17 protein-coding genes are annotated in these 15900 nt (G+C 67.8%); 5 read left to right on the top strand and 12 right to left on the bottom strand.

All coding sequences use genetic code 11. From position 1 onward, the window contains the following. Nucleotides 1–236 precede the first annotated feature (236 nt). From CFE50_RS01760 to exaC, 6 genes are all read right to left on the bottom strand, one after another. Nucleotides 237–1298: an AsmA family protein gene (locus tag CFE50_RS01760; RefSeq protein ID WP_286730538.1), complete on the bottom strand. Its 1062-nt coding sequence runs from the start codon at nt 1296–1298 to the stop codon at nt 237–239. Nucleotides 1299–1746: 448 nt separating this feature from the next. After that, nucleotides 1747–2274 carry an inorganic diphosphatase gene (gene ppa, locus CFE50_RS01765; protein WP_007161198.1) on the bottom strand — a complete coding sequence of 176 codons (528 nt, stop codon included), beginning with the start codon at nt 2272–2274 and terminating at the stop codon, nt 1747–1749. A gap of 51 nt (nt 2275–2325) precedes the next feature. Next, nucleotides 2326–3162 carry a M90 family metallopeptidase gene (locus CFE50_RS01770; protein WP_241808485.1) on the bottom strand — a complete coding sequence of 279 codons (837 nt, stop codon included), beginning with the start codon at nt 3160–3162 and terminating at the stop codon, nt 2326–2328. Between the two features lie 4 nt (nt 3163–3166). Then, on the bottom strand, nt 3167–3814 hold the full coding sequence (locus CFE50_RS01775; protein WP_007161196.1) for a DedA family protein: 648 nt from the start codon (nt 3812–3814) through the stop codon (nt 3167–3169). Nucleotides 3815–3989: 175 nt separating this feature from the next. Continuing rightward, the gene (gene adhP / locus CFE50_RS01780; protein WP_241808486.1) at nt 3990–5021 is read right to left on the bottom strand and encodes an alcohol dehydrogenase AdhP; all 1032 of its coding nucleotides are present in this window, start codon (nt 5019–5021) and stop codon (nt 3990–3992) included. A 253-nt stretch (nt 5022–5274) separates the two neighbouring features. Beyond that, complete coding sequence (gene exaC / locus CFE50_RS01785; RefSeq protein WP_241808487.1) at nt 5275–6795, bottom strand: acetaldehyde dehydrogenase ExaC; 1521 nt, start codon at nt 6793–6795, stop codon at nt 5275–5277. Between the two features lie 249 nt (nt 6796–7044). Here exaC and CFE50_RS01790 point away from each other — a divergent pair, with 249 nt between their 5' ends. Beyond that, the gene (locus tag CFE50_RS01790; protein ID WP_286730544.1) at nt 7045–8937 is read left to right on the top strand and encodes a sigma-54-dependent Fis family transcriptional regulator; all 1893 of its coding nucleotides are present in this window, start codon (nt 7045–7047) and stop codon (nt 8935–8937) included. Here CFE50_RS01790 and CFE50_RS01795 read toward each other — a convergent pair. Both CFE50_RS01795 and CFE50_RS01800 read right to left on the bottom strand, forming a co-directional pair. Next, nucleotides 8934–10094, bottom strand: a complete 1161-nt coding sequence (locus CFE50_RS01795) for an SLAC1 family transporter (protein WP_286730546.1) — start codon at nt 10092–10094, stop codon at nt 8934–8936. The two genes, CFE50_RS01790 and CFE50_RS01795, sit on opposite strands and share 4 nt — an antisense overlap. Before the next feature lie 129 nt (nt 10095–10223). Further along, a complete protein-coding gene (locus CFE50_RS01800) occupies nt 10224–10598 on the bottom strand; it encodes a COG4315 family predicted lipoprotein (RefSeq protein WP_286730548.1) in 375 nt (124 codons plus the stop codon). A 207-nt stretch (nt 10599–10805) separates the two neighbouring features. On the opposite strand from CFE50_RS01800, the gene mpl reads away from it, so the two are divergent. The 3 genes from mpl to CFE50_RS01815 are packed head-to-tail and all read left to right on the top strand — an operon-like array spanning nt 10806 to nt 13082. After that, nucleotides 10806–12161: a UDP-N-acetylmuramate:L-alanyl-gamma-D-glutamyl-meso-diaminopimelate ligase gene (gene mpl / locus CFE50_RS01805; RefSeq protein ID WP_286730550.1), complete on the top strand. Its 1356-nt coding sequence runs from the start codon at nt 10806–10808 to the stop codon at nt 12159–12161. Further along, nucleotides 12161–12793: a flavin prenyltransferase UbiX gene (ubiX, locus tag CFE50_RS01810; RefSeq protein WP_007161189.1), complete on the top strand. Its 633-nt coding sequence runs from the start codon at nt 12161–12163 to the stop codon at nt 12791–12793. Before mpl ends, ubiX begins: the two co-directional genes overlap by 1 nt. Beyond that, a complete protein-coding gene (locus CFE50_RS01815; RefSeq protein WP_286730552.1) occupies nt 12786–13082 on the top strand; it encodes a YceK/YidQ family lipoprotein in 297 nt (98 codons plus the stop codon). The genes ubiX and CFE50_RS01815 overlap by 8 nt, the downstream gene beginning before the upstream one ends. Here the strand turns inward: CFE50_RS01815 and CFE50_RS01820 are convergent. Further along, complete coding sequence (locus tag CFE50_RS01820; protein ID WP_286730553.1) at nt 13079–14482, bottom strand: aminotransferase-like domain-containing protein; 1404 nt, start codon at nt 14480–14482, stop codon at nt 13079–13081. The two genes, CFE50_RS01815 and CFE50_RS01820, sit on opposite strands and share 4 nt — an antisense overlap. Before the next feature lie 145 nt (nt 14483–14627). Here CFE50_RS01820 and CFE50_RS01825 point away from each other — a divergent pair, with 145 nt between their 5' ends. Further along, entirely contained in the window at nt 14628–14756 is a 129-nt protein-coding gene (locus CFE50_RS01825) for a hypothetical protein (protein ID WP_007161186.1), read from the top strand. Here CFE50_RS01825 and CFE50_RS01830 read toward each other — a convergent pair. From CFE50_RS01830 to CFE50_RS01840, 3 genes are read right to left on the bottom strand one after another with little or no spacing between them, the layout of a single operon-like run. After that, nucleotides 14744–15220, bottom strand: coding sequence for a YbaK/EbsC family protein (locus CFE50_RS01830; RefSeq protein WP_286730554.1), 477 nt, complete (start codon nt 15218–15220; stop codon nt 14744–14746). The two genes, CFE50_RS01825 and CFE50_RS01830, sit on opposite strands and share 13 nt — an antisense overlap. Before the next feature lie 40 nt (nt 15221–15260). Then, nucleotides 15261–15674 carry a type II toxin-antitoxin system tRNA(fMet)-specific endonuclease VapC gene (gene vapC / locus CFE50_RS01835; protein WP_027598859.1) on the bottom strand — a complete coding sequence of 138 codons (414 nt, stop codon included), beginning with the start codon at nt 15672–15674 and terminating at the stop codon, nt 15261–15263. Beyond that, nucleotides 15674–15898 carry an antitoxin gene (locus CFE50_RS01840; protein WP_133862345.1) on the bottom strand — a complete coding sequence of 75 codons (225 nt, stop codon included), beginning with the start codon at nt 15896–15898 and terminating at the stop codon, nt 15674–15676. Before CFE50_RS01840 ends, vapC begins: the two co-directional genes overlap by 1 nt. Between the last annotated feature and the right edge of the window lie 2 nt (nt 15899–15900).

Consider the following 15900-nt stretch of genomic DNA (forward strand, 5'->3'; position numbering starts at 1 on the left):
GGGCGTTGCTGTGCTCAGCGCCACCCTACGGGTAGGGTGGATAACGGCGGAGCCTTATCCACCGTTGGCAGCGGAGCCTGTCAGTGGAAAACGCTGCGCGGTTTTCCACGCTACGAGCTGCGGAGTCTAACCGCCCCCTCTCCCTCCGGGAGAGGGCTGGGGTGAGGGCGGGCAAACACCGATAATCCAGCCTGTTGGGCTTCGCTGCGCTCAGCGCCAACCCATGTGGTGTGGCCTCAATCCGCGTCGTAGCGGGCGCTGAAGGCCCGCACGAAGGCGTTGCGCAGGATATTGAAGAAGGCCTGCAGCGGGCTGATGTTCTGATCCTTCACGCTGCCGGAGAGATCCACCCGGGTGGCGAACTGATCGCGGGGCTGGTTCTTGAGCAGCGTCTGGGCGGTGCCGACCACGGCTTCCCAGGCGCTTTCCAGGGCGTTCTTGTTGCGATTCTCGACGTCCTGCTGCCAGTCGAAGATATCGACGTTCTTCATTAGGGGTTTGACGTAGCCGCTGAGCCGGCCATCCACCGCCTTGGCTTCCACCACCACGTCGCCGCTGCCGGCGCGGAAATCGAACTTGCCGTAGGCACGGGCGAAGTCGTTGAGCTTGGGCAGGTCGATGTCGGTCACGCGCAGGCGGAAGTCGAAGTCGGTGAAATCCTTGAAGGGATCGAAGCGAGCGCTGGCTTCCAGCGGCGCGCTGCCGAGGATGGCGGCCTTGCCTTCGAAGTGGGCGATGCGTTCGCCCTGGGCGTCGGCGGCGTTGGTCAGGTTGTAGAGGCTGGCGTTGACGTCGGTGGCCGCCAGATTCACCTGGGGCCTGGAATTGAAGTTGCGGAAGGTCACCCGCCCATTGACCACCCGCACCTCGTCGAGGGTGATGGAGATCAGCTTGTCGACCTGGTCCTGCCAGTCGGTGCCTTCACCGGTCTGCGATTGCTCCTTGCGCGCGCCGCCGTCGACGAAGTTGAGTTCGGGACGATCGAAGAGGATGCGTCCGACGATGGCATGGTCCCGCCACAGCGAGCGCCAGCTCACCGCGATGTCGATGCTGGGCGCCTTGAGAAAGGGCACCGGCACCTTGCCGTTGACCTTGACGATCTCCAGCCCCTCGATGCGATAGGCGCCGCGCCACCAGGCCAGGTCCACGTCGGTGACCTGGCCGCGGTAGTCGCCCATGTCGGCCAGCTTGTCGTTGAGGTAATGGCGGATCAGCAGGGGCGCGGCCAGGTGCAGGCACAGCAGCAGGACGACCAGGCCGATGAGGATATAAAGCGGCAAGCGCAGACGACGGGACATGACGGTGGCTCGGGACAAACTTCGTCCCCGGTCGACCCTGGGCGCCCCGTCTGAGTTTCTTGCGACCAGGCGTGACGGGAGGAGCCGGAGGCTGCGCTGGCAACGAAGGGCTCTGGCTTGCCGCTTGGCGAACACCAGGCCTCGGCGCCAGTCGTCGGTCCGCTCGAATCGCAGACGCAAAAAAGCCGGCTTGTGGCCGGCTTTCGAGGGCGGGTTGAGCTGATTTTTGGTGAGCCCGGCCCGCCCGGGTTGCCCTTGCCGGGCAGATGAGAAAGAGGCCTGGGGCCTCCGGCGGCGATCGGCAGATGGCGGATCGGCGCAGGGTCGCGGATGGCGACGAGGGGTGCAGGGTAGTCGCTTTGCCGCCGGATAGGAAGCCCGGCGTGGCCGGCGTTGCGTCCGGAAACAGAAAAGCCCGGCGAACCGGGCTTTGCGACAGCGGCGTGGATCAGCCCTTGTAGGCGGCCACGGCCTTGGTGATCTCGGCGCGGGCGGCGTCGGCGTCGCCCCAGCCTTCGACCTTGACCCACTTGCCCTTCTCCAGATCCTTGTAGTTCTCGAAGAAGTGCTTGATCTGCTCTAGCAGCAGGGCCGGCAGGTCGGTGTATTCCTTCACGTCCTTGTACAGGACGCTCAGCTTGTCGTGGGGAACGGCGATCAGCTTGGCGTCGCCACCGGCTTCGTCGGTCATGTGCAGGACGCCGACCGGACGGGCGCGGATCACGGCGCCGGGAGCGACCGGGTAGGGGGTCACGACCAGCACGTCCAGGGGATCGCCATCGTCGGCCAGGGTGTTGGGGATGTAGCCGTAGTTGGCCGGGTAGAACATGGGGGTGGCCATGAAACGGTCGACGAAGAGGGCGTCGCTGTCCTTGTCGATCTCGTACTTGATCGGCGCGTGGTTGGCCGGAATCTCGATGGCGACGTAGATGTCGTTCGGCAGGTCTTTGCCGGCGGGAATCTTGCTGTAGCTCATGAACGGGTCCCTCTGGTCGGTTGGGAAAAGTGGCCGGGAGTATAGGCGCTTTCAGATCGGGGTTCGAGCCTCGGACCCCGGGGGTGTCGGCTGTTGCACGCTCGCCAGGCTGACGGCGAGACGCTGGCGCGGATCCTGGCGGAACAGCTGCCGCAGCTGGGCGTAGACCGCCGGATAGTGTTCGTCGAGCAGGTCGGGCGCGCTGAAGAAGTACTCGCAGGCGACGGCGAAGAATTCCTCGGGGCTTTCCGCCGCATAGGGGTCGAGCGCGGTCTCTGCGTCCGGATCGGCGTCGAGCTGGCGATTGAGGTCGTCATAGGCGTGCTGCAGGGCGCTGGTCCAGGCCGACTGGGGCATGCCTGGGTGCAGCGGTGGCTGGCCGTTGCACAGGCCGCCGGCGAGCAGGTCGATCAGGTGGGCGAATTCGTGGATGACCAGGTTGTAGGCTTCCCAGCCGCCACTGGCCTGGATGCCGGGCCAGGCCAGCACCACCTGGCCGCGATCCCAGGCTTCGCCGTCGCGCTCCTCGTCCCATTCGTGCTCCAGGCCGCCCTCGTCGCGATGGCGCTGGGGACTGACGAAGGCGTCCGGGTAGACGACGATCTCGCGCACGTTGGGATAGAGCGCCGCTTCCGGCAGGTGCAGCAGTGGCAGCAGGGCCTGGGCGGCCAGCAAGAGGCGATCGCCGTCGTCCAGTTCCAGACCCTGGAGCAGGGTGAGGCGCTTCTCGGCGAGAAACAGCACGCAGTGCTCGCGCAGCCAGGCGTCTTCCGCGACGCTCAGGCCGTCGAGGATCGGCAGGCGCTGACGCAGGCGCGCCCAGAGCTCGTCGGCGATGGCGACCCGCGCAAGCAGGCGCCGCTCGCGCCAGGCGCGCCAGAAGCCCAAGGACTCAGACTCCGCTCTGCACCGCGGCGCGCCGGCTCTTGATCAGGCCGAGGATCATCGGCAGCAGGGAGATGCCGATGATGGCCAGTACCATCAGGGTGAGATTCTGCTTGATGAAGGGCACGTTGCCGAAGAAGTAGCCCAGGCTCACCAGACCACCGACCCAGAGCAGCGAGCCGAGCACGCTGTAGGCCAGGAAGTAGGGGTAGTGCATGCGGCCGACGCCGGCGACGAAGGGGGCGAAGGTGCGGATGATGGGCAGGAAGCGCGCCAGGGTGATGGTCTTGCCGCCATGGTGCTCGTAGAAGGCCTGGGTGCGCAGCAGGTAGTCGCGGCGGAACACCTTGGAATGGGGGTTGCTGAACAGCTTGTCGCCGGCGAAGCGGCCGATCAGGTAGTTGGTGCTGTCGCCCGCCACCGCGGCGAACATCAGCAGGCCGGCCAGCAGATAGGGGTCCATGTCGCCGAGGGCGGAGAGCGCGCCGGCGATGAACAGCAGGGAGTCGCCGGGCAGGAAGGGCATGACCACCAGGCCCGTCTCGCAGAAGATCACGGCGAAGAGAATGGCGTAGATCCAGGTGCCGTACTGGGCGACCAACCCGCTGAGATAGACGTCGAGGTGCAGGATCAGATCGATCGGGTTGAATTCCATGGGGCGTGCCTACCGTGGTTGCGAGGGTCCGGCGGCGATTATAAAGGCAGCCGGGACCGGGTTTTGTGGCCTGGTCGAGATCGGCGCCGGGAAAAAACGCCAGCCGCTCAGAGGTCAGGGTAGGGCAAAGGTTCACTCCCGCGCCCGGATGGGCGCGGGAGTGGCGAGCCGGTTCTCAGCTCAGCGCCATGTCGATCACCACCCGACCCTCGATGCCGCCGCCGTGCATGCGGGCGAAGATGTCGTTGATGTTCTCCAGCGGTTCGGCGCTCACCGTGGCCTTGACCTTGCCCTCGCCGGCGAAGTCCAGCGCCTCCTGCAGGTCCAGGCGGGTACCGACGATGGAGCCGCGCACCGTGGTGCCGTTGAGCACCATGTCGAAGATCGACAGCGGGAAGTCGCCCGGCGGCAGGCCGTTGAGGGCGATGGTGCCGCCGCGGCGGGTCATGCCGATGGCCTGTTCGAAGGCCTTGGGCGAGACCGCCGTGACCAGGGCGCCGTGGGCACCGCCGATCTCCTTCTTGAGGTAGGCCGCCGGATCCTGCTCGCGGGCGTTGACCGTGACCTCGGCGCCCAGCCGGCGGGCGAGGTCGAGCTTCTTATCGTCCACGTCCACCGCCGCCACGTTGAGGCCCATGGCCCGGGCGTACTGCACCGCCATGTGGCCAAGTCCGCCGATGCCGGAGATCACCACCCAGTTGCCCGGCCGGGTATCGGTCATCTTCAGGCCCTTGTAGACGGTGACCCCGGCGCAGAGGATGGGCGCGATCTCGACGAAGCCGACGTTGTCCGGCAGGCGGCCGACGTAGCCGGCATCGGCCAGGGTGTATTCGGCGAAGCCGCCGTTCACCGAGTAGCCGGTGTTCTGCTGGGATTCGCAGAGGGTTTCCCAGCCGCCCAGGCAATGCTCGCAGTGGCCGCAGGTGGAATACAGCCAGGGCACCCCGACCCGGTCGCCTTCCTTGACATGGGTGACCCCGGCGCCCACCGCCACCACATGGCCGACGCCTTCGTGGCCGGGGATGAAGGGCGGATTGGGCTTGACCGGCCAATCGCCCTGGGCGGCGTGCAGGTCGGTGTGGCAGACGCCGCTGGCGGCGATCTTGACCAGCACCTGGCCTGCACCCGGGGTGGGCACCTCGACTTCGCGGAATTCCAGGGGTTTGCCAAAGGCGGTGACGACAGCGGCTTTCATTGTTTTGGGCATGACGAGTCCCTCATGGAGGCATGATGCGTGGATGAAGCCAGACGGGGCCTGCGCCGGGACGCACCTGTCCGCCACGGGCGGCCGCTGCGTCTAGCGTCGGCCACCCACGGGGAAGGGGTGTTGATCCAGGTCAGGCGGGAGGCGCGCCCCGACGTCCTGCTGAGGCGCGCGATCCAGGCGTCGTCTTCGCGGAGCGGCGTTGGCCCCGGGGCACCGCCAGTGGCGGCCGCGCCCCGGGGTCTGCCGGTCGCTCCTAGAAGAAGCCCAGCGGATTGATGTCGTAGCTGACCAGCAGATTCTTGGTCTGCTGGTAGTGGTCGAGCATCATCTTGTGGGTTTCCCGGCCGACGCCGGATTTCTTGTAGCCACCGAAGGCGGCATGGGCGGGATAGAGGTGGTAGCAGTTGGTCCAGACGCGACCGGCCTTGATGCCGCGGCCCATGCGGTAGGCGCGGTTGATGTCGCGGGTCCAGACCCCGGCGCCGAGGCCGAACTCGGTGTCGTTGGCGATGGCCAGGGCCTCGGCTTCGTCCTTGAAGGTGGTGACGCCGATCACCGGGCCGAAGATCTCTTCCTGGAAGACGCGCATCTTGTTGTGACCCTTGAGCAGGGTCGGCTGGATGTAATAGCCGCTGGCCAGGTCACCCTGCAGCTTCTCGACGTTGCCGCCGGTGAGGAATTCGGCGCCTTCTTGGCGGGCGATCTCCAGGTAGGAGACGATCTTCTCGAATTGCTGCTGGGAGGCCTGGGCGCCGACCATGGTGTCGGTGTCCAGCGGATCGCCGCGTTTGATCTGGGCGATCTTCTTCATCACCGCTTCCATGAAGGGGGCGTAGATGGATTCCTGCACCAGGGCGCGCGAGGGGCAGGTGCAGACCTCGCCCTGGTTGAAGAAGCCCAGCACCAGACCCTCGGCGGCCTTTTCGATGAAGCTCGGCTCGGCCTGCATGATGTCTTCGAAGTAGATGTTGGGCGACTTGCCACCTAGCTCCACGGTGCTCGGAATGATGTTCTTGGCCGCGCAGGAGAGGATGTGCGAACCCACCGGGGTCGAGCCGGTAAAGGCGATCTTGGCGATGCGGGTGCTGGTGGCCAGGGCCTCGCCGGCCTCCTTGCCATAGCCCTGCACCACGTTGAGCACGCCGGGCGGCAGCAGGTCGCCGACCAGTTCGACGAACAGGGTGATCGACAGCGGGGTCTGCTCGGCGGGCTTGAGCACCACGCAGTTGCCGGCGGCCAGCGCCGGTGCCAGCTTCCAGGCGGCCATCAGCAGCGGGAAATTCCAGGGGATGATCTGGCCGACCACGCCCAGCGGCTCGTGGAAATGGTAGCTGGCGGTGGTGTCGTTGATCTCGGCGGCGCTGCCTTCCTGGGCGCGGATGCAGCCGGCGAAGTAGCGGAAGTGGTCGGCGGCCAGGGGCACGTCGGCGTTGAGCGTCTCGCGCACCGCCTTGCCGTTGTCCCAGGTTTCGGCGACGGCCAGTTTTTCCAGATGCTGTTCGATGCGGTCGGCGATCTTGAGCAGGATCAGCGAGCGGTCCTGCACCGAGGTGCGGCCCCAGGCATCGGCGGCGGCATGGGCGGCGTCCAGGGCGCGTTCGATGTCGGCGGCGTCGGAGCGGGGGAATTCACCGATCACCGAGCCGTTCACCGGGGAGGTGTTGGTGAAGTACTGGCCTTTCACCGGGGCGACGAATTCGCCGCCGATGTAGTTGCCGTAGCGGGCCTGCAGGGTCAGCAAGGCGTCTTGGGTGCCGGGAGCTGCGTAGCGCATGGTGGGTCTCCTGTTTGTTCTTGTAGGAAGAGCGGCGCTCCGATCCTGAGCAAGGCGCGGGCCAAGTCGGGCGAACCCGCATGGCTGCGGCCTCGCGGCCCGTCTCGGGGAAAGCCGCCGCCTGTCACTGTGACAGAGGTGTCACCCCGTGGCGTGACAGCCTGTCACCTGGGGGTGACAAGGTGCCCAGTCCGTCCGATTTGGCCTATGCTGGGGGCCGCGCAGACGCCCCCGCGGAGGACAACAACAATGGCCGCCACCCCGTCCGATCGTCATGCCAGCCAGGTGCTCGAACTCGCCCGCGGCGCCGTCCTCGACGGCCCGGCCAGCGATCCGGCCATCGCCCGCTCCTGGCGGCGCTGTCTCGACGAACACCAGCTCGACCCGGCCGCTCCGGTAGCGCCCTGGGTGCTGGAGCGCGCCCGCTTCGACGAGCACCGCCAGCGCCAGCAGCGGGTCCTGCAGATCGCCCGCGGGCAGATGAATGCCCTGCACCAGCAACTGGGCGGTGCCGGCCATGCCGTGCTGCTCACCGATGCCCGCGGGCTGATCCTCGATTGCGTCACCGCCGAGGCCGAGCGCGAGACCTTCCAGCAGGCCGGGCTGTGGCTGGGCGCCGATTGGAGCGAGGCCTGCGAGGGCACCAACGGCATCGGCACCTGCGTGGTGGAGCGCCAGGCGCTGACCATCCATCGCGACGAACACTTTCGCAGTCGCCATACCCAGCTGACCTGCTCGGCCAGTCCGGTCTTCGATCCGGCCGGCGAACTGCTGGCGGTGCTGGACGTCTCCACCGCCCGCCAGGAAGCCTCGCGCCAGGGCCAGTTCCACACCATGGCGCTGGTCAATCTCTCGGCCAAGCTGATCGAGAGTTGCTACTTCCTCGACCGCTACGCCGACGGCTACCTGCTGCGCTTCCATGCCCAGGCGGCCTATGTCGGTCTGCTCAGCGAAGGGCTGCTGGCCTTCGACGCCGAGGGTCGCGTCCAGGCCGCCAACGAGACCGCCCTGATGTTGCTGGGCCTGGCGCGCAGCGCGGTGCTGGGGCAGCGGATGGCGAGCCTGTTCGAGTTGCGGCAGGACGACCTGCTGGAGCGCGCCCGCCCGCAACCCAGCGCCTGCTGGGCGCTGCGTGGCCTTCAGGGCCAGGGCTTCCACGGCCTGGTGCGCGGTCCCCAGGTACGGCCGGTCACCCCGGTGGCGGTGCCCAAGGCGCCCCTGCCCAGCGGCATCTGCCTGGCCGATCCGGCCCTGGCGCGGGACTTCACCCGGGCGCTCAAGGTGCTGGAGCGCGACGTGCCGGTGCTGCTGCATGGCGAGACCGGCACCGGCAAGGAAGCCTTCGCCAGCGCCCTGCACCGCGCCAGCAGTCGCGCCGGCCAGGCCTTCGTCGCCCTCAATTGCGCGGCCATCCCGGAGACGCTGATCGAAAGCGAGCTGTTCGGCTATCGCGGCGGCAGTTTCACCGGGGCGCGCAAGGAAGGCATGGCCGGCAAGTTGCAGCAGGCCGATGGCGGCATTCTCTTTCTCGATGAGATCGGCGACATGCCGCTGGCGCTGCAGACCCGCTTGCTCAGGGTGCTGGAAGAACGCCAGGTGGTCCCCCTCGGCGGCGGCGCACCGCGGGCCCTGGACCTGCGCCTGGTCAGCGCCAGTCATCGCGACCTGGAGGCCCTGGTGGCCGCCGGCAGCTTTCGCGAAGACCTCTACTATCGCCTGCGCGGCCTGGTGGTGACCCTGCCGGCGCTGCGCGAGCGCAGTGACCGCGGCGAACTGCTCGATCAGCTGCTGGCCGAAGAGGCCCGCGGCGAGTCGATCCGCCTCGATCCGGCCGCGCGCGCCTGCCTGCTGGCGCAACCCTGGCCCGGTAACGTCCGCCAGTTGCGCACCGTGCTGCGCACCCTGGTGGCCCTGAGCGAAGATGGCCATATCGGCCTGGACGAGCTACCTGCCGACTGCCGTGGCGCCCGGCTCTCCATGCCGTCCAGCGCGGCGCCAGTCGACAGCGCCCGCGAGGAGCTGCGCGCGTTGCTGGACGACTGCCACTGGCAGATGACCCGCGCCGCCAAGCGCCTGGGGGTCAGTCGCAACACCCTCTATCGCTGGTTGCATCAACACGGCCTGCAGCGCCCCCAGGATTAGCGCACCTTCCGGCACAGATGAGCGATACAGGGCGAGACGAACAGGCTGCCCCGGTAGGCGCCGGCCAGGGTGCGGCTGGCGACCAGGAGCCACAGCAGGGCCAGCAGCACCACCAGCACGGCGCCCAGGCCGGTGAAGAAGGGTGCCGCCAGGGCCTCGCCCAGGCGCAGGGTGGTCAGGGCATAGACGCCCAGGGGAAAGGTGAAGCCCCACCAGCCCAGGTTGAAGGGCATGCCCTCCCGGGCCTGGCGCTGGGTCACCAGCACCGCCAGCGCCAGCCACCAGAGCCCCAGGCCCCAGAGCAGCAGCGCGCCCAGCAGGCCCAGGCCCCGGACGATCTCGCCAATGCCGGCCAGGCCATGGGCGGCGAACACCGCGGGCGCCGCGCTGCCCAGCACCAGGAGACCCAGGGCACCGGTGGCGATCGGACCCAGCGCCAGCCAGCTCGACGCCGCCATGCTGGCCGGCGGCAGCCTGTGCAGCGCCAGGCGCAGCAGCAGGATCACCAGCAGGCTGAGGGCGACCGGCACCGAATAGGCCCAGAGCACATAGCTGGCGACGAGTACGGTGAAGTGCTCGCCGGCCGCCAGATGCGGCACCAGCAGGCCACCACTGGCCGCCGCCACCTCCGCGGCTACCACCGGCAACAGCCAGACGGCGGTCATCTGGTCGATGCGATGCGCCTGGCGGGTAAACATCAGATAGGGGACCAGCACCCCGCAGGCCAGCGCCATGGCCACATCCAGCCACCAGAGGCCGAGCGCCAGGGGCAGCACCGCCGCGCCCCAGCGCGGCAGGCCGAACAGCAGCAGCCCGTTGATCAGCGTGGCCAGGCCCATGGGGATGGTGCCGATAGACATCGAGACGGTGGCGTGGGCGAAGATCTCACGGGCCTCGTCGAAGAACAGCAGCCAGCGTGCGGCATAGAGCCCGGTGAACAGGCCGAACAGCAGCACAGCGAGCAGCCAGAGGCCTTCGGCGAGGGCGTGCAATCCAGGCAACCGCCAGGGAAAGGCGGCCAGGGCGAGGGCCAGCACGCCGGTGCCCATGGTCACGGCGAACCAGTTGGGGGTGAACTGGCGGATGACCTCCAGGGGGCGGTCGAGCTGGCTGAAGGGTCTGAGAGCCTGCGCTGGGACAGCGGCGAAAAACGGCATGGCGGGCTCCTGAAAGGGAAGGCTCCTAGGTTAAGCCTGCGCGCTTATCACTAAAAATGAATGATTATGAATTATTAAACCATGGGGTAGATAAGGCGCTGCCCGCGCGGGGCAGACAGCGCCCGGGCATCAGGGCTTGGCCACGTGCCAGACCTGATTGACGCCATCCCCGGTGGTATCGCCCGGCTTGCTGTCCTTGACCCAGGTGTAGAGCGGCTTGCCCTGGTAGGCCCATTGCTGGCTGCCGTCGTCACGGGTGACCAGGCTGTAGCCATCGGCGGCCTTGGCGCCCGCTTCGGCTGTCAGCGGTGGCCAGTTCTGGGCACAGGGACCGTTGCAGGCGGACTTGCCCGCGCTGTCCTTGGCGAAGGTGTAGAGCGTCATGCCCTTGCCGTCGACGAGCACCTTGCCCAGGGCGGTGTCGGCGACCTTGGCTGGCGCGGCGGCCAGAGCAAGGCTGGCGAAGGAAAGGGTTGCAGCGGTGATCAGCAGGTGTTTCAGCATGGTCGACCTCTTGTGCTTGTTATCAGGGCGAACGGATCCACGGCTACTTGGGCATCCGCAAAGCCAGGGATGCCTTGCGCACTCTAGTCGAAATCCTGCCGCCCGGGGCCGGCGCAGCGCCGGGTATCCGCGACGGCCATCGCTCCGGCGGCGCGGCCCCCCGTGCTAACCTTGCCGCCGTTCAATCTGCAGCGGAGCCCGCCTGTCATGCACATCCACATCCTCGGTATCTGCGGCACCTTCATGGGGTCGCTCGCGGTGCTGGCCAAGGAAGCCGGCCATCGCGTGACCGGCTCCGATGCCAACGTCTATCCGCCCATGAGCACCCAGCTCGAAGCCCAGGGCATCGAACTGACCCAGGGGTACGATTCGGCCCAACTGGATCCGGCACCGGACCTGGTGGTGATCGGCAACGCCCTGTCGCGTGGCAATCCGGCGGTGGAATACGTGCTGGACCAGGGCCTGCCCTATGTCTCCGGGCCCCAGTGGCTGGCCGAGCACGTCCTGCAGGGCCGCTGGGTGCTGGCGGTCGCCGGCACCCATGGCAAGACCACCACCACCAGCATGCTGGCCTGGGTGCTGGAGCACGCCGGCATGAGTCCGGGCTTTCTCATCGGGGGGGTGCCGCAGAATTTCGGCATCTCGGCGCGCCTGGGCGGCACGCCCTTCTTCGTGGTGGAAGCCGACGAATACGACAGCGCCTTCTTCGACAAGAGATCCAAGTTCGTCCACTACCGACCGCGGACCACCATCCTCAACAACCTGGAATACGATCACGCGGACATCTTTCCGGATCTTGTGGCCATCGAGCGGCAGTTCCACCATCTAGTGCGGACCATTCCCAGCAGCGGCCTGATCATCCACCCCACCGCCGAGACGGCCCTGGTGCGGGTGCTGGAGATGGGCTGCTGGACCCCGGTGCAGACCACCGGCGCAGGTGGCCAATGGCAGGCCCGTCTGCTGGCCGAGGACGGCTCGCGCTTCGAGGTGCTGTTCGACGGCGCGGTGCAGGGCACGGTGAACTGGGAACTGACCGGCCAGCACAACGTGGCCAATGCCCTGGCCACCCTGGCGGCGGCTCGTCACGTTGGCGTGGTACCGAGCCTAGGTGTCGCCGCCCTGAGCGAATTCCGCAGCGTGAAGCGGCGCATGGAAAAGGTCGCCGAGGTGCGCGGCGTGACCGTCTACGACGACTTCGCCCATCACCCCACCGCCATCGCCACCACCTTGCAGGGTCTGCGCGCCCGGGTCGGCAGCGAGCGGATCATCGCCGTCATCGAGCCGCGCTCCAATTCCATGAAGCTGGGCGCCCACCGTGACGGCCTGCCGGCCAGCGTCACCGGCGCCGACAGCGTCATCTGGTACGCCCCGCCGAATCTCGGCTGGGACCTGGCCGGCACGGCCGAGGCCTGCGCCGTACCGGCGGTGGTCTGCGACTCCCTGGCGGCGATCATCACCCGGGTCCAGGCCGAGCTGGACGGCCCCACCCATGTGGTGATCATGAGCAACGGCGGCTTCGGCGGCCTGCACGGCAAGCTGGCCGCCGCCCTGGAGCAGGCATGATGGCCGGCCCGGAACGCATCACCCTGGCGCTGACCGGCGCCTCCGGCTCCCAGTACGGCCTGCGCCTGCTGGACTGCCTGGTGCAGGAGGAGCGCGAGGTGCACTTCCTCATCTCCAAGGCCGCGCAACTGGTGATGGCCACCGAGACCGACGTGGTGCTGCCACCCAAGCCCCAGGCCATGCAGGCCTTTCTCACCGAATACACCGGCGCGGCCCCTGGCCAGGTACGGGTATTCGGCCAGAGCGACTGGATGGCGCCGCCGGCGTCCGGTTCCAGCGCCCCGGCGGCCATGGTGGTCTGCCCCTGTTCCACCGGCACCCTCTCGGCCATCGCCACCGGCGCCAGCAACAACCTCATCGAGCGCGCCGCCGACGTGGCCCTCAAGGAGCGACGGCAGCTGATCCTGGTGCCGCGCGAGTCGCCGTTCTCCAGCATCCACCTGGAGAACATGCTCAAGCTGTCCAACCTGGGCGTGACCATCCTGCCGGCCTCGCCGGGCTTCTACCACCAGCCGCAGACCCTCGACGACCTGGTGGACTTCGTGGTGGCGCGCATCCTCAATACTCTGGGCATCCCCCAGGACATGCTGCCGCGCTGGGGCGAACATCACCTGTCCGGCAACGATGACTAGGGCGGTGCGCCTCGGCCTGCTGCTGACGACTGTGCTGGTCCTCGGCGGCTGCGCCACGGCGCGCACCCTGGACGCCGCCAAGCCCGGCGCGCCGGTGGTCTATGCCGGTACCCGGCTGGATCTCTATGCGCTGCAGGGCGGCTGCTGCGCTTGGGAGCGCTTCGGCGCCGAGGCGCCGGCCTGGCCGGTGCTGGACCTGCCCGCCAGCGCCCTGCTCGACACCCTGCTGCTGCCGCTGTCCCTGCCGGCCGCCATCGGTGGGCGGGGCAGTGTGCGCGGCGGCCTCTAGAACGCCTTCAGCAACTCGCCGAGCCTGGCCATGGCCGCCTCGCTGCGGGCGTCCCAGGGATGCCCGCAATTGAGTCTGATGCAGTGGCGAAAGCCTTGCTGCGCGGAAAAGATCGGTCCCGGCGCCAGGCTGATGCCCTCGGCCAGAGCCTGGCGGTAGAGCGCCAGGCTGTCCACCCGCGAGGGCAATTCGAACCAGAGAAAGTAGCCGCCCTGGGGCCGGCTGACGTGGGTGTCGGCGGGAAAGTAGCGCCGCGCCGCCGCCAGCATGGCCTGGCGCTGGCGGTCGAGACTCAGCCGCAGGCGGCGCAGGTGGCGATCGTAGCCGCCGTGCTGGAGGTAGTCGGCCAAGGCGGCCTGGGCCGGCATCGAGGGGGTGATGGTGGTCATCAGCCGCAACCGCGCGACGGCGCCGGCCTGGCGACCGGCGGCGATCCAGCCGATGCGATAGCCGGGCGCCAGGCACTTGGAAAAGGAGCCGCAGTGCAGCACCAGGCCGTCGCGGTCGAAGCGCTTGACCGGGCGATGCGGTTCGCTGCCGCTGTAGAGTTCGGCATAGACGTCGTCTTCCAGCAGCGGGACCTGATGGCGTTGCAGCAGGCCATAGAGGCGCTGCTGGGCGCTATCGTCGAGACTGACCCCGGTGGGATTCTGCAGGCCGCTCATGAACCAGCAGGCCTTGATCGGCAGGCGACTCAGGGCTTCTTCCAGGGCATCCAGGTTGAGGCCACGCTCGGCATCGACGGGAATCTCCACCGCCTTGAGCTGCAGCCGTTCCAGCACCTGCAGGCTGGCGTAGAAGGCCGGACTTTCCACCGCCACCAGATCACCGGGGCGGGTCAGGCTCTGCAGCCCCAGGTTGAGCGCCTCCAGGGCGCCATGGGTGATCACCAGTTCTTCGCCGACCTCCGGCATGCCGGCCAGGCCATAGCGCCGGGCGATCTGCCGGCGCAACTCGGGATGACCGGGGGTGACGTAGGCGGTGAGGTCCTGGGCGGGCAGGTCGCGCAGGCCGTGGGCCATGCTGCGGGCCAGGCGCGCCAGGGGAAAGAGATCGGGACTGGGAAAGGCCGAGCCGAAGGGCACGATGTCCGGATCCTGCAGCGACTGCAGCACCGAATAGACCAGGTCGCTCACCGCGACCTCGGTGCCTTCCAGGGGCGCCAGCAGCGGCGCCGCGTCCCGCGCCCGCGCCGGTTCGCGGACGAAATAGCCGGACCGCTCGCGGGCCTCGATCAGCCCGCGACTCTCCAGCAGGTAATAGGCCTGGAACACCGTGGAGGGGCTGATGCCATGGGTCTGGCTGGCGCTGCGTACCGAGGGCAGCCGCTCGCCGGGGGCGAGGACGCCGCGGGCCATCAGGGTGGCGAGCTGGTCGGCGAATCTTTCGTAGCGCTTCATGCAGGGCCAGGGCAGGGGAGACCGTCACTATAGCGAGCAGGGCCCCATCTGATCCGGTTTTTCATGTGTCTACCTGCTGCTGTAACGCGGGCGGCGGGAGGCCTAAGCTTTATCCATCCCTTTCTGGCATCCCTCGGAGGCAGCCATGGACGATGGTATCTTCATGATTCTCTTCAGCCTGCTCGCGCTCATCCTGCTCGGCGGCGGCTACTACGCCTGCGTGGTGCTGAACAAGGATCGGCGCGACGTGGAAAAGAACGATCAGCTGCGCTGATCGCCCACCTCGCAGACATCCACCCAGCGCGCCTCGCTGAGGGCGACCAGCCGCTCCGGGGTGAGGCGCACGCAGCTGTGGATGGCACCGGCGGCCGGTAATACCTCGTCGAAGGCTTTCAGCGATTCATCGCAATAGACCGGCAACGGGGTGGCCAGCCCGAACGGGCAGACGCCGCCCACCGGATGCCCGGTGAGACCTTCCACGGTGGCGGCATCGAGCAGCTTGGCCTTGCCACCGAAGGCGGCCTTGAGCTTGCGGTTGTCCAGGCGCGCATCGCCGCGCGCCACCAGCAGCAACTGCTGCTCCCCGACTTTCAGCCCCAGGGTCTTGGCGATCCGCCCCGGCTCCACGCCATGGGCGGCCGCCGCCAGGGTGACGGTCGCGGTACTGGTGGTGGCCTCGAGGATCTCGAGATCGGGGGCGATGCGGGCGAGGTGCTGGCGAACGGAGTCGAGGCTCATGGGCGTTCCTTGTGTCTAGGTCAGAGCCGACCGTGCCGTTTCAATCGGCTGCTGTCCAGTTCTCGCAGGCCAGATCGGCGACCCGGCTGAATTCCCGCAGGTTGTTGCTGACCAGGATCAGCGCCCTGGCGCGGGCATGGGCGGCGATCCACAGGTCGTTGTTGCCGATGATCTTGCCCTGGCGCTCCAGCTCGGCGCGGATGGCACCATAGTGCTCGGCGCATTCCGCATCCAGTTCCAGCACGGCGATCTGTTGTCGGAGTTGTTCCAGGATCGCCCGGGTGCGCTCGGGTTGCTGACTCTTGGCCGCGCCATGACAGAGTTCGCCCCAGGTGATCGCCGACATCGCCAGCTCATCGCGCCCATGCCGGGCGAAGCGTTCGCGGACCTGCGGCGGATTGTGCTTGGCGATGTAGATACAGATATTGGTGTCGAGCAGGTAGCGAGCAGGCACTAGAACTCTTCCCGCGCCTGGGGTGGGCTGTCTTCCCGCTCCAGGGTCGCCAATGACAGCGCGGCCAGGGTGTCGAAGATATCGGCGGCATCTGGCCGCAACTCCCGCAAGACAATCTCGTCGCCGCGGCGGAAGATTTCCACCCGATCCGATTCGAAGCGAAATTCCTTGGGCAGGCGCAAGGCCTGGCTGTTACCGGACTTGAACACGCGGGCTTCGGCCATGG

Source organism: Pseudomonas sp. PGPPP4, from assembly GCF_002256045.1.
Classification (GTDB): domain Bacteria; phylum Pseudomonadota; class Gammaproteobacteria; order Pseudomonadales; family Pseudomonadaceae; genus Chryseomonas; species Chryseomonas oryzihabitans.

Excerpts from the sequence above, each read along its gene's own strand:
- CFE50_RS01840 (WP_133862345.1), bottom strand. The coding sequence starts at position 15,898 with ATGGCCGAAGCCCGCGTGTTCAAGTCCGGTAACAGCCAGGCCTTGCGC.
- CFE50_RS01760 (WP_286730538.1), bottom strand. The coding sequence starts at position 1,298 with ATGTCCCGTCGTCTGCGCTTGCCGCTTTATATCCTCATCGGCCTGGTC.
- CFE50_RS01830 (WP_286730554.1), bottom strand. The coding sequence starts at position 15,220 with ATGAGCCTCGACTCCGTTCGCCAGCACCTCGCCCGCATCGCCCCCGAT.
- CFE50_RS01800 (WP_286730548.1), bottom strand. The coding sequence starts at position 10,598 with ATGCTGAAACACCTGCTGATCACCGCTGCAACCCTTTCCTTCGCCAGC.
- CFE50_RS01790 (WP_286730544.1), top strand. The coding sequence starts at position 7,045 with ATGGCCGCCACCCCGTCCGATCGTCATGCCAGCCAGGTGCTCGAACTC.
- CFE50_RS01815 (WP_286730552.1), top strand. The coding sequence starts at position 12,786 with ATGACTAGGGCGGTGCGCCTCGGCCTGCTGCTGACGACTGTGCTGGTC.
- mpl (WP_286730550.1), top strand. The coding sequence starts at position 10,806 with ATGCACATCCACATCCTCGGTATCTGCGGCACCTTCATGGGGTCGCTC.
- CFE50_RS01820 (WP_286730553.1), bottom strand. The coding sequence starts at position 14,482 with ATGAAGCGCTACGAAAGATTCGCCGACCAGCTCGCCACCCTGATGGCC.
- exaC (WP_241808487.1), bottom strand. The coding sequence starts at position 6,795 with ATGCGCTACGCAGCTCCCGGCACCCAAGACGCCTTGCTGACCCTGCAG.
- adhP (WP_241808486.1), bottom strand. The coding sequence starts at position 5,021 with ATGCCCAAAACAATGAAAGCCGCTGTCGTCACCGCCTTTGGCAAACCC.
- CFE50_RS01775 (WP_007161196.1), bottom strand. The coding sequence starts at position 3,814 with ATGGAATTCAACCCGATCGATCTGATCCTGCACCTCGACGTCTATCTC.
- CFE50_RS01825 (WP_007161186.1), top strand. The coding sequence starts at position 14,628 with ATGGACGATGGTATCTTCATGATTCTCTTCAGCCTGCTCGCGCTCATC.
- ubiX (WP_007161189.1), top strand. The coding sequence starts at position 12,161 with ATGGCCGGCCCGGAACGCATCACCCTGGCGCTGACCGGCGCCTCCGGC.
- CFE50_RS01795 (WP_286730546.1), bottom strand. The coding sequence starts at position 10,094 with ATGCCGTTTTTCGCCGCTGTCCCAGCGCAGGCTCTCAGACCCTTCAGC.
- ppa (WP_007161198.1), bottom strand. The coding sequence starts at position 2,274 with ATGAGCTACAGCAAGATTCCCGCCGGCAAAGACCTGCCGAACGACATC.